The organism is Pseudomonas sp. stari2 (assembly GCF_040760005.1).
Classification (GTDB): domain Bacteria; phylum Pseudomonadota; class Gammaproteobacteria; order Pseudomonadales; family Pseudomonadaceae; genus Aquipseudomonas.
The window spans coordinates 4,869,598-4,881,501 of record NZ_CP099760.1 but is presented as its reverse complement, the minus strand read 5'-3'; the positions used below and the strand labels follow the sequence as shown (position 1 = coordinate 4,881,501).

Annotated in this window: 10 protein-coding genes; 6 read left to right on the top strand and 4 right to left on the bottom strand. The window is 61.4% G+C overall.

What is annotated here, in order from left to right; genetic code table 11:
* Positions 1–9: 9 nt before the first annotated feature.
* Both NH234_RS22275 and NH234_RS22270 read left to right on the top strand, forming a co-directional pair.
* Positions 10–816 carry a DUF4892 domain-containing protein gene (locus NH234_RS22275; protein WP_085730674.1) on the top strand — a complete coding sequence of 269 codons (807 nt, stop codon included), beginning with the start codon at positions 10–12 and terminating at the stop codon, positions 814–816.
* A 69-nt stretch (positions 817–885) separates the two neighbouring features.
* Complete coding sequence (locus tag NH234_RS22270; RefSeq protein WP_085730434.1) at positions 886–1,938, top strand: AI-2E family transporter; 1,053 nt, start codon at positions 886–888, stop codon at positions 1,936–1,938.
* A gap of 350 nt (positions 1,939–2,288) precedes the next feature.
* Here NH234_RS22270 and xopAW read toward each other — a convergent pair whose 3' ends face one another.
* The 3 genes from xopAW to NH234_RS22255 all read right to left on the bottom strand — a co-directional run bounded on the left by xopAW (position 2,289) and on the right by NH234_RS22255 (position 5,031).
* A complete protein-coding gene (gene xopAW, locus NH234_RS22265) occupies positions 2,289–3,122 on the bottom strand; it encodes a XopAW family type III secretion system calcium-binding effector (protein WP_367254333.1) in 834 nt (277 codons plus the stop codon).
* Positions 3,123–3,232: 110 nt separating this feature from the next.
* Complete coding sequence (locus tag NH234_RS22260) at positions 3,233–4,282, bottom strand: ATP-binding protein (protein ID WP_085730436.1); 1,050 nt, start codon at positions 4,280–4,282, stop codon at positions 3,233–3,235.
* On the bottom strand, positions 4,282–5,031 hold the full coding sequence (locus tag NH234_RS22255) for a response regulator (RefSeq protein ID WP_085730675.1): 750 nt from the start codon (positions 5,029–5,031) through the stop codon (positions 4,282–4,284). The genes NH234_RS22260 and NH234_RS22255 overlap by 1 nt, the downstream gene beginning before the upstream one ends.
* 295 nt (positions 5,032–5,326) lie before the next feature.
* Here NH234_RS22255 and pyrF point away from each other — a divergent pair, with 295 nt between their 5' ends.
* Positions 5,327–6,025, top strand: a complete 699-nt coding sequence (pyrF, locus tag NH234_RS22250) for an orotidine-5'-phosphate decarboxylase (protein ID WP_065258867.1) — start codon at positions 5,327–5,329, stop codon at positions 6,023–6,025.
* Between the two features lie 52 nt (positions 6,026–6,077).
* Here pyrF and NH234_RS22245 read toward each other — a convergent pair whose 3' ends face one another.
* On the bottom strand, positions 6,078–7,082 hold the full coding sequence (locus tag NH234_RS22245) for an NADP-dependent oxidoreductase (RefSeq protein ID WP_085730437.1): 1,005 nt from the start codon (positions 7,080–7,082) through the stop codon (positions 6,078–6,080).
* A gap of 225 nt (positions 7,083–7,307) precedes the next feature.
* Here NH234_RS22245 and NH234_RS22240 point away from each other — a divergent pair, with 225 nt between their 5' ends.
* The 3 genes from NH234_RS22240 to NH234_RS22230 all read left to right on the top strand — a co-directional run bounded on the left by NH234_RS22240 (position 7,308) and on the right by NH234_RS22230 (position 11,735).
* Positions 7,308–8,069: an SDR family oxidoreductase gene (locus NH234_RS22240; RefSeq protein WP_085730438.1), complete on the top strand. Its 762-nt coding sequence runs from the start codon at positions 7,308–7,310 to the stop codon at positions 8,067–8,069.
* 195 nt (positions 8,070–8,264) lie between these two features.
* Positions 8,265–9,665, top strand: a complete 1,401-nt coding sequence (locus tag NH234_RS22235) for a PLP-dependent aminotransferase family protein (protein WP_367254332.1) — start codon at positions 8,265–8,267, stop codon at positions 9,663–9,665.
* A gap of 108 nt (positions 9,666–9,773) precedes the next feature.
* On the top strand, positions 9,774–11,735 hold the full coding sequence (locus NH234_RS22230; protein ID WP_085730440.1) for a methyl-accepting chemotaxis protein: 1,962 nt from the start codon (positions 9,774–9,776) through the stop codon (positions 11,733–11,735).
* Positions 11,736–11,904: the final 169 nt, after the last annotated feature.

The following is an 11,904-nucleotide window of genomic DNA, read 5'->3' as shown; positions in this document are numbered from 1 at the left end:
AGCCTGTCCATGCGATCTTTCAGTCTGCTGGCGCTGTGCTGTTTCAGTCCCGTGTTGCTCGCTGCTGACCTGCCGGGCAGTCAGGATCTGCCGATCGTGCCGCGTCTGGCCGATGCGCAGATCGTTGACTATCGCCCGGCCGTGACGCTGGAGCGGATTTACCCGATGGGCTCGATCCGCAAGATCAGTGGCCAGTTGCGTTTCGACGGTCAGGTCGGTGCCCGGGGGCAGACCACCTCGGTCACCTACGAATTGCCGCCCGAACATTCTGCCAATGAAGCCTTCACCGTCGCCCGCGAGGCCCTGCAAAAACAGGACGCCGAACTGTTGTTCTGGTGTCAGGCCAGGGATTGTGGCGAAAGCAGCCTGTGGGCCAATGAAGTGTTCGGCAATGCCAAGCTGTACGGCGCCGACGAGCAGCAGGCCTATCTGTTGCTGAGACTTGCGGCACCTCGCGACAACACGCTGGTGGCGCTGTACAGCATCACTCGCGGCAATCGCAAAGCCTATCTGCATGTCGAGCAGTTCGAGGCCGCCACGCCGTTGGGGGAGCTGCTGCCGACGTCCGCGACCCTGTTGCGTCAGTTGAAAGACACCGGTGAGCTGAAGTTGCCGAAACTGGCCGGCGATCCCGACGACACCTGGCTGCGTCTGCTGTCCCGTGGCCTGAACCTCGACACTACGTTGCGGGTGACGGTCTCCGGGCCCAAGGCCGAGGCCTGGCGTCAGGCGCTGATCGCGCAGGGTGTGCGCGCGGCACGGATGGAAACCGGCAATGTCGAAGGTGCCGGCCTGCGCATCGATCTGTTGCGATAAGGTGTCTCTGGCGGACACGCGCGGCGTGTACGCCTACTCTTTGCCTGACTGACTTTTTCGAGATTTCACATGCCCAATAATGATCGTCTGCTGGTGCAGATCCTGTTGCTGGTGTTGTTCGGCGCCAGTTTCTGGGTGATGGCGCCATTCTGGTCGGCGCTGTTCTGGGGCGCGGTGCTGGCATTCGCCAGTTGGCCATTGATGCGTCTGCTGACGCGCTGGCTCGGCGGTCGCGAGTCTCTGGCAGCAGGTATCCTGACCTTGGGCTGGATGCTGCTGGTGGCGGCACCGCTGGTATGGCTGGGTTTCAATCTGGCCGATCACGTGCGCGATGCCACGGTGTTCATCAAGGATGTGCAGGTCGACGGGCTGCCGGAAGCACCGGCATGGCTCGGCACGATTCCGTTGGTGGGAGAACGGCTGGTCGGTTTCTGGAACAGTGTCGATCAGCAGGGGGCGGCGCTGATGGTGTCGCTCAAGCCTTATCTGGGGCAGGTGGGCAACTGGCTGCTGGCGCGCAGTGCGCAGATTGGCGGCGGGATTCTCGAGCTGACCCTGAGCATTGTCTTCGTGTTCTTTTTCTACCGTGACGGGCCGCGGCTGGCGGCGTTCGTGCACAGCCTGCTGGAGCGCTTGATCGGCGACCGTGCCGGGTATTACATCGAACTGGTGGCCGGTACGGTGCAGCGGGTGGTGAACGGGGTGATCGGTACGGCGGCGGCGCAGGCGATCCTGGCGCTGATCGGGTTCCTGATTGCCGGAGTGCCGGGGGCTTTGGTGCTGGGGATCGTGACGTTCCTGCTCAGCCTGATTCCGATGGGGCCGCCGCTGGTGTGGATTCCGGCCACGGCCTGGCTGGCCTGGAAGGGCGAGTACGGGATGGCGGTGTTTCTCGGGATCTGGGGGACGTTCATCATCAGTGGCGTGGACAACGTGCTCAAGCCGTATCTGATCAGCCGTGGCGGGAATCTGCCGTTGGTGATTGTGTTGCTCGGGGTGTTTGGCGGGTTGATTGCGTTCGGGTTTATCGGGTTGTTTATCGGGCCTACGCTTTTGGCGGTGGCTTATAGTTTGTTGACGGATTGGAGCAAGAGTCAGGGGCGGGTTGAGGATCGGCGTTGACGGTGGGGCTTGGCGGCCTTGGGGCCGGCCAGGCTCTGGGTTAATTGTGTACATATCCGTTTCTTCGGTAACGGCGGCTTATGGTTTCGCCCTTACGGCGACTCACTTTTTTACAAGCGCCTGAAAAAGTAAGCAAAAAACGCTCGCCCCGGCGTTCGGCCCTCGCAGGCTCGGGTTCCTTCGCTCCGGTGTTCCTCCGGGGGCATCGACTTCGTCGATGAGTTCGGCTTTGCCGCACGGCACTACGTGCCAATCCCCGGATGAACACCTCCACTCAGCCTTCCGAAGGGGCGGGTGGATCAAGAACAAAAGCGTTGTCGAGCTAACGCTCATCCTGTTTTTGGATTACCTCACGTCGCCACATTCAAATACTTGCCCACCGACGCCGTACTATCGAGCGAATACTGCTTGCTTAGATTGGCAATCATCCGGTTCAACGCTTCGGTCGTGGTTTGAGTGGTACTGGCAGTCTGTTCATCGCTCGGACGCTGGCGTCCCGCCTGTAACTCGGCCTTCAATTCATCACTGCTCACGCCACCACTGCTGTCGCTATCCAGCACTTTGAGCAGCACCGCGCTGGTGTCGCTGTTGGAGGACGAGGTGCTGTCGCTGGCCTGCAGCGCACTGCTCAGTTCGGTCGCCGTCACATTGCTGTCGCCGTCCGCATCGAGCTGACTGAACAGTTCGTCACCGGAAACCCGAGGTGGTGGCGGTGGCGGGGTGAGGCTGGCAGTGAGTTCGTCCTGGCTGACGACGCCGTCCTTGTTCTTGTCCAGGGCGGAGAAAATTTTGCTGCTGTCGGCGGTGCTGCCGGCGCTGGTCAGGCCGCTGCTCAGTTCGTCGCCGTCGGTGTCCAGGGCTTTGATCAGGGCGTCGGCCAGGTCAGTGTTGGGGGCTTGTACGTGGTCGGGTGGCGGCGGTGGCGCCATGGCGGCCATTTCTTCGGCGCTGAGGCTGCCGCTGCTGTCGCTGTCCAGATCGCCGAATTGTTTGCTCAGGTTGACCAGCAAACCGTCACTGGATTTTTGCGACAGGGCGCTGTTCAGTTCGTCCTGATCCACCGCGCCGTCACCGTTGCTGTCGAGTTTGGCGAACAGTTCCTTTTGCAGTTGCTGGCTGCGGGTGTTTTGCGTCGTGGTGCTGGTGCTGGTGTAGCTCGTGTAGTTGCTCACGCTACCGATCATCAGGCTCTCTCCTTGGGCTGGAAAACCGGTTTGTGTACCGGTTTACGCAGCGTCAAGGCGGGAGGTGTCGTGGGTATATGGATTTTGTACCGGGCGGTACACAGTCGGCTTCAGTGGCGGGGCAAGCGAATCACGGCAGTGAGGCCGCCGCCTGGGGTTTCTTCGAGGTTCAACTGTCCGCCCTGGCGTTGCGCGGCTTCCCGGGCGATGGTCATGCCCAGGCCGACGCCGCCGGAGTTGCGGTTGCGTGAGCCTTCCAGACGAAAGAACGGTTCGAAAACGGCTTCGCGTTTGTCGACGGCGATGCCCGGGCCGTGGTCGATGACGCGGATCAGCAGTTGTTCGCGCTGATCCTGCAGTTCGATGCGTGCCTGCCCGGCGTAGCGCAAGGCGTTGTCCATCAGGTTGTTGATGCAGGAACGCAAAGCCATCGGCTGCACCTGCAAGGGCGCGCAGTGGCCGCTGACCTGCACGTCGGCGCCCTGGTCCTGGGCGTTCTCGCACAGGGATTCGACCAACGCCTGCACGTCCATCAGTTGCAGCGCTTCGCTGGTGCGTTGTTCGTGCAGGTAGGTGAGGGTGGCGTCGAGCATGCCGATCATGTCGTCCAGGTCCTGACGCATCTGGCCCTGCAGTTTGTCATCGTCGATCTTTTCCAGGCGCAGTTTCAACCGCGACAGCGGTGTGCGCAGGTCGTGGGAGACGGCGCCTAGCATGCGCGCGCGTTGCTGCACCTGTTCGCGAATTCGCTGCTGCATCAGGTTGAAAGTGTGCGCCGCCTGGCGGGCTTCGCGCGGGCCGGACTCGTCCAGCGGCGGGCTGTCGAGGTTTTCACTGAGGCGTTCGGCAGCATCGCTCAGGCGCTGGATCGGCCGGCTCAGCAGTTTGGCGCCGTACCACGCCGCGATCATCAATGAGATGAACTGAAAGGTCAGCGGCACCAGCGGTCCGCCAAACCATGGGCGCGGGGGACGACGTGCGAAGCGCGGATCTGGCGGCGGCCGTTGGCCGTCCATTCCTTCAGAAAACTCGGGTGGTGGAGGCGGTGGTGGCGGGCCGTAATGGTGGAACCAAGCGAAAGCCAACAGGTGCGCCAGGACGATCGCCACGAACAGCACACCAAACAGGCGGCCGAACAGCGTGTCGAAGCGCAACCGCATCAGCCGATGTCCCGTGCGTCGAACAAATAACCCTCACCGCGTACGGTTTTGATCAGCTGTGGGGCTTTCGGGTCGTCGCCGAGTTTTTGCCGCAGGCGCGAGACCAGCAGGTCGATACTGCGATCGAATGCTTCAATTGAGCGACCACGGGCGGCGTCCAGCAACTGTTCGCGGCTGAGCACCCGGCGCGGACGTTCGATGAACACCCAGAGCAGGCGGAATTCGGCGTTGGACAGCGGCACCACCAGGCCGTCGTCGGCGATCAACTGACGCAGGACGCTGTTCAGGCGCCAGTTGTCGAAGCGAATGTTCGCACGCTGTTCGGTGCGGTCGTCGCGCACCCGACGCAGAATCGTCTGGATTCGCGCCACCAGTTCCCGAGGTTCGAACGGTTTGGCCATGTAGTCATCGGCACCCAGTTCCAGGCCGATGATCCGGTCGGTGGGTTCGCAACGTGCGGTGAGCATCAGGATCGGGATGTCGGATTCGGCGCGCAGCCAGCGGCACAGCGACAGGCCGTCTTCGCCGGGCAGCATCAGGTCGAGTACCACCACGTCGAAATGTTCGGCCTGCATCGCCTGGCGCATGGCCGCTCCGTCGGTGACGCCGCTGGCGTGAATGTTGAAACGGGCCAGGTAGTCGATCATCAGTTCGCGGATCGGCACGTCATCGTCGACGATCAGTGCCCGGATGCTCCAGCGCTTGTCGTCTTTCTGCTCTTCATTCACGGAGACTAGGGAGTTGTGCATGAGGCTGTTCATCTGCCAGTAAGCCGCCAACCACAAAGATAGGCTGCGAGGTTGTGGTTTCAGCATAGGCGTCCGGCCGTGAGGCGGGAAGGGCTGCTGTAAGGACATGTTGCGGCTGGCGAGGCTAGCGCGGGCGCATGTTGTCGGCGTGTCGGTTGTGTATCGGCTTCGACACAATACCCTGCAAGGCTATGCTGATCACGTCCGGCGCGACGATTTACCGATCATCGGGTGCCGCGCCGCCGCCGGTTCCGCTACAATGCGCGCCGATTTCGACTTGCCTGAGAGCCCATCCATGTCCGCCTGCCAGACTCCTATCATCGTCGCCCTGGATTTCCCCACCCGTGACGCCGCACTGAAGCTGGCCGACCAGTTGGACCCGAAACTGTGCCGGGTCAAAGTGGGCAAGGAACTGTTCACCAGCTGTGCCTCGGAAATCGTCGGCACCCTGCGTGACAAGGGTTTTGAAGTGTTCCTCGACCTGAAATTTCACGACATTCCCAACACCACTGCGATGGCGGTCAAGGCTGCCGCCGAGATGGGCGTGTGGATGGTCAACGTTCACTGCTCCGGTGGCCTGCGCATGATGGCGGCCTGCCGTGAAGAACTGGACAAACGCAGCGGCCCGCAGCCGTTGCTGATTGGCGTGACCGTGCTGACCAGCATGGAGCGTGAGGATCTGGCGGGTATCGGTCTGGATATCGAACCGCAGGAGCAGGTTCTGCGCCTGGCAGCGCTGGCCGAAAAGGCCGGGATGGACGGTCTGGTGTGCTCGGCGCTGGAAGCCACTGCGCTGAAAACCGCGCACCCGTCGCTGCAACTGGTGACGCCGGGGATTCGTCCTGCCGGCAGCGCACAGGACGACCAGCGTCGCATCCTGACCCCGCGTCAGGCGCTGGATGCCGGTTCCGACTATCTGGTGATCGGCCGTCCGATCAGCCAGGCGGCGGATCCGGCCAAGGCACTGGCCTCGGTGGTTGCCGAACTGGCCTGATCGAACAGCTGAAGATTCAACGAAGGGAGCCTGATGGCTCCCTTCGTTGTTTTCAGACCTTCAACACCAGCTTGCCGAAGTTCTCGCCGCTGAACAGTTTGCCCAATGTCTCCGGGAATGTTTCCAGGCCTTCGACGATGTCTTCCTTGCTTTTGAGCTGACCCTTGGCCATCCAGCCGGCCATTTCCTGTGCGGCACTGGCGTACTGCGCCGCGTAATCCATTACCACGAAACCTTCCATCCGCGCGCGATTGACCAGCAGCGACAGGTAGTTGGCCGGGCCTTTGACCGCTTCCTTGTTGTTGTACTGGCTGATGGCGCCGCAGATCACCACGCGTGCCTTGAAGTTCAGACGACTCAACACCGCGTCGAGGATGTCGCCGCCGACGTTGTCGAAATACACGTCTACGCCTTTCGGGCATTCACGTTTAAGGCCTGCCAGTACGTCTTCGCTCTTGTAGTCGATGGCGCCGTCGAAACCCAGTTCATCGATCAGGAACTTGCACTTGTCAGCGCCGCCAGCGATGCCTATGACCCGGCAGCCTTTGATCTTGGCAATCTGCCCGGCGATGCTGCCGACCGCGCCCGCTGCGCCGGACAGCACCACGGTGTCGCCGGCTTTCGGTGCGCCGACATCAAGCAGGGCGAAGTAGGCGGTCATGCCGGTCATGCCCAGTGCGGACAGATAAACCGGCAGCGGTGCCAGTTTCGGATCGACCTTGTAGAAACCTCTTGGCTCGCCGAGGAAATAATCCTGCACGCCAATGGCACCGTTGACGTAGTCCCCGACGGCAAACCCCGGATTGTTTGACGCGACGACTTTGCCTACGCCCAATGCGCGCATGACTTCGCCCAGACCCACCGGCGGGATGTAGGACTTGCCTTCGTTCATCCAGCCGCGCATGGCCGGATCGAGGGACAGGTATTCGTTCTTGACCAGAATCTGCCCCGCCGCCGGCTCGCCGACCGGTACTTCCTGATAGGTGAAGGTCTCGCGGGTGGCGGCGCCCACCGGGCGTTTGGCGAGCAGGAACTGGCGATTGGTCTGGTTGGTCATGACAGGCACTCGAATTGAATTAAGCCTTGTTGATAGACCTTCAGGGGCGATGCCGCAAGGTTGGCTCACGGGGCGAATGCAGGCTGATCCAGTACGGTGATAGTCCCCGGCGGGGTTTCATCACTGTGATTCATGAAAGCCTAACCGGCCTTTTGATAGTGCTGACGTCACTCAGGCCCCTGTGGCTATGCTGCTCATCAATCCCCCGCATTTGAGGACATAACAATGAGCATGACGTTTTCCGGTCAGGTTGCCGTCGTCACGGGCGCCGCCAATGGTATTGGCCGCGCGACCGCCCAGGCGTTCGCCGCTGAAGGTCTGAAAGTGGTGGTGGCCGATCTGGATGCTGCCGGGGGCGAGGGGACGGTGGGGCTGATTCGTACCGCCGGCGGCGAAGCGACCTTCGTGCGATGCAACGTTACCGTCGAAAGCGAAGTGAAAAATCTGATGGACGAGGTGATCAAGACCTACGGCCGTCTCGACTATGCCTTCAACAACGCCGGCATCGAAATCGAGAAAGGCAAACTGGCCGAAGGCTCGATGGATGAGTTCGACGCGATCATGGGCGTCAACGTCAAAGGTGTCTGGCTGTGCATGAAGTACCAGTTGCCGTTGCTGCTGGCCCAGGGCGGCGGGGCGATCGTCAACACCGCGTCGGTGGCCGGATTGGGCGCCGCGCCGAAGATGAGCATCTACGCCGCCTCCAAGCATGCGGTGATCGGTCTGACCAAGTCTGCCGCCATCGAGTACGCCAAGAAGAAAATCCGCGTCAACGCGGTTTGCCCGGCGGTGATCGACACCGACATGTTCCGTCGCGCCTATGAGGCAGACCCGAAGAAAGGCGAATTTGCCAACGCCATGCACCCGTTGGGTCGTATCGGCAAGGTCGAGGAGATTGCCAGCGCCGTACTTTACCTGTGCAGCGATGGTGCAGCGTTCACCACCGGTCATTCACTGGCTGTGGACGGTGGCGTGACCGCGTTCTGAAAAAGCATCTGCTGTTGCAGGAAAAAGACCCGCCTGCCAGCGGGTTTTTTTTCGCCTGCGCTCGGTTCCATGTCATTGATAAACAATGTGTTTCAAATAGTTAGAACGATGGCTTTTGACGGCGTTGTCGCACAGCCTGACCGGCGCGGCTGTGATTTACTGCTGCGGGCAAAACGGACAGGAGTTTGGGTACTCATGGAATTGAGAATTGACCGACAGGCAATGGTGCCGGTTGTACAGCAGATTGTTGATGGATTGATCGAATGGGTCGTGCAGGGAGAGGTGCCACCATCCACGCGCCTGCCTTCCGTGCGAGAAATCGCGCGGTTGAACCTGCTCAGCCAGTCGAGCGTCATGGAAGCTTGCGAGCGTCTGGTGGCACAGGGCGTTCTGGCCTCGCGGCAAGGGGCCGGGTTCATGGTCGCGGCCACATTGCCGAAGTGTTGCAAGGCCCTCGACAGCCCGGCTTTCGAAGGCGAGCACCACGGCTGTGATACGGATCCGCAACGGCGCGGCGGGTTGAAACTGGGCGACGGCGTTCTGCCGGAGAGTTGGCGAGAACCCGATGATCTCAGCTACGCGATCCGTCAGGTGGCCCGCACCGACATGGCCAGCCTGTTCAACTACAACACGCCTCTAGGGCTCCCCGCGCTGCGCGAGCAAATCGTCAAACGACTCAGGCTGCTCGATATCGTCGCCGATGAGGACGGTGTGTTGACCACGGCCGGTGCCAGCCATGGGCTGGACCTGATCGTGCGTACGCTGTTTCGGGCCGGTGATTGTGTGGTGGTGGAAACGCCGGGATATGCGCCGCTGTTCGATCTCTTGCGGCTGCATGGCGTGCGTATGCTGGAGGTTCGCCGTACCCCAGGCGGACCGGACCTTGAGGCGCTCGAGGCACTGCTGCGGCAATTTCGGCCGGCGGCGCTGTTTATCAACAGCCACCACCACAACCCTACGGGTAGCTGTCTGGCGCCGGCAGTGGCTCGACGCATTCTGGAGTTGAGCAAAACCTACGATTTGCAACTGATCGAAGATGACGTCTACGCCGACATGCATAACGGCAGCGGCACGCGCCTGGCGGCACTGGATGAAGACAGGCGGGTGATTTACATCGGCAGTTTTTCCAAGACGCTGAGCAGCTCGTTACGGGCAGGTTTCGTGATGGCCAGTCCCGAGGTGATCGAGCAACTGGCGCGGGTCAAGATGATCAGTTGCATGGGCACTTCAAGGTTCAGTGAGGCGGTTCTTGCGGCACTGCTGGCCAGTGGTGCCTATCGCAAACTGGTGCAGCGCCAGCGCCAGCGGCTCAATACCGATCGTGCGGCGGCCTTGCAGGCGCTGGAAGATGCCGATTGGGAGGTGTTTGGCAAGCCGACGGGCGGGCTGTTCATCTGGGCGCGTTCGCCGCTGTCGGACGAGGGACGTTTGCGCAGACAAGCCTTGCGCCATGGCGTGCAACTGTCCTGTGCGACGTCGTTCAGTCCCAGCGGGGAAACGAGTGACTGGCAGCGCATCAATGTGGCTTACGCCTGCGATCCGCGGGCGCGACAGTTTTTTCGCAGTACGGCTGTGGATCGACCTCAAGTGTTCTGAAAACGACGCGCGCGTAGCTTTTTGCCATTATTCCGACGCCAGAGACTTGTGCTGGTTCATGGCCGTTGCGACTCTTCGGCAACAGACTTTGGCAGGGGACTACGCGCAATGATTTCGGCCGTGCAAGGACGTTTTGCCAACCTCGGTATGGCGAAAAAACTGGGTATCGGGTTTGTGCTGGTCCTGCTGTTGACCGCGCTGGTGGCGGCCATCGGCGTCTGGTCCCTGCAGACCATCAGTCAGCGCTTCGACGGGCTCAAGCAGATGTCCTCGCTCAACAGCGGCTTGCTGAAAGTGCGTCTGCTGGAACAGGACTACGCCTTGCACGGCAACTCGAAAACCGCTGATGCCTTGCACGAGGGCGTGGAGGGCCTGATCGCCATGGCCGATCAGCTCAAGGCTCAATCGCCGGGCAATGAGTCGGTCATGAACGATGTCCAGCAGTCCCTTGGTGCTTACCGCAAGGCGTTCGATGAGTTCGTGTCGCTGACCCAGGCCAAGGATCTGGCGCTGGAAATGGCCAGTTGGTCGGTGTCCAGCGTTGCCAACAACCTCGACGTCCTGCAGGCCGGGCTTGCCGATGACGGCGCATACACGCTGAAAGACAGCGAGGGCAAGGATGGGGCGCAGTTCATCGAACAGGCCAGTCAGGTCAGCCAGGTCTCGCGCTTGATGCTGCAAGCCATGAACGAAGCGCGGGTGCGGCTGGATCAGAGCCGCAAGGGTGACGACAGCGCCAAAGGCAACATCGAACAGGCCGCGCAGGCTCAGGCGCAAGCCGAACAACTGAAATCCACGGTCAAGGACGAAGGTTATCTGACGGTTCTCAATGAGGTCTCAGGCCACATCGCCGGTTTCAATGACAAGCTCGCCGAGTACACCGGGCTTCTGGCTCAGGAAAAAACCGTCTACGAGCAACTGCATCAGCGAGCCGCACAAGTGGTGGAACGGGTCGATCAGGCCTATGTCGCCCAGGACGTCGCGATGCAGGGGGAGCTGAAGAAGAACTCGGTGCTGATCATCGGCTCGTCAGCGTTGGCGCTGTTGGTTGGGCTGGTTGCGGCGTGGGTGATCACCCGGTTGATCGTCGCCCCGTTGCGCAGCGTGATGCAGGTTGCTCAGCGGATTGCTGCCGGTGACTTGAGCGCAACAGTGGAGGTGACCCGTCATGACGAGATCGGTCAATTGATGCAATCCATGCGGCAGATGGGCGCGGGCCTCAGCACCATCGTCAGCGGATTGCAGGCGGGCATTGAACAGTTGGCCAGTTCCGCGCAATCGCTGTCGGCGGTGACCGAGCAGACCAACCTTGAAGTCAGCAGCCAGAAAGAGGAAACCGAGCAGGTTGCCACGGCCATGAACCAGATGACCGCCACCGTTCATGACGTGGCGCGCAATGCCGAAGAAGCCGCGCTCGCAGCGCAGACTGCCGACGACAAGGTCGAGAGTGGCCAGCAGGTGGTGCGCCAGAGCATGGCGCGGATCGAGCAACTGGCGGATTCGGCGACGTCGGCCAGTTCGAGCATCGAAAGCCTGAGCGCAGAAATCCAGAACATCGGCACGGTACTCGAAGTGATCAAGAGTGTTGCCGAGCAGACTAATTTGCTGGCGCTCAACGCCGCGATCGAAGCCGCGCGGGCGGGCGAGCAGGGCAGGGGCTTTGCGGTGGTTGCCGACGAGGTGCGAGCGCTGGCCCGGCGCACGCAGCAGTCGACCGAGGAGATCGAACGACTGGTTAGCGCCTTGCGTTCGGCGGCGCATTCGTCGGTGCAGCAGATTCAGAGCAGTGGCGAGCTGGTGAAGCTGGCGGTGAGTGATGCGTTGCAGACCGAAAGTGCGCTGGGGAGTATCGCGGCGGCGGTTTCGTTGATTCAGCAGATGAATCAGCAGATTGCGGCAGCGGCCGAGGAGCAGAGTTCGGTGGCTGAGGAGATCAATCGCAGTGTGACCAGTATTCGGGCGAGTGCAGATCAGTCTTCGATTGCGATGCGCGGGAATGCGGCTTCGAGTGTTGAGCTGGCGCAGTTGGGGAGTGAGTTGCGGGGGATGGTGGGGCACTTTCGGCTTTGACCTTGGCGGCCTTGGGGCCGACCAGGTTTTGGGGTGGTTTGGGTGAATATCCGTTTTTTCGGGTGTTGCGGCTGGCGGTTTCGCCCTTACGGCGAGTCCCTTTTGGCAAACGCCCCAAAAGGAACCAAAAGGTCTAGGCCCCGGCGTTCGGCACCTCGCTGAGGCTCGG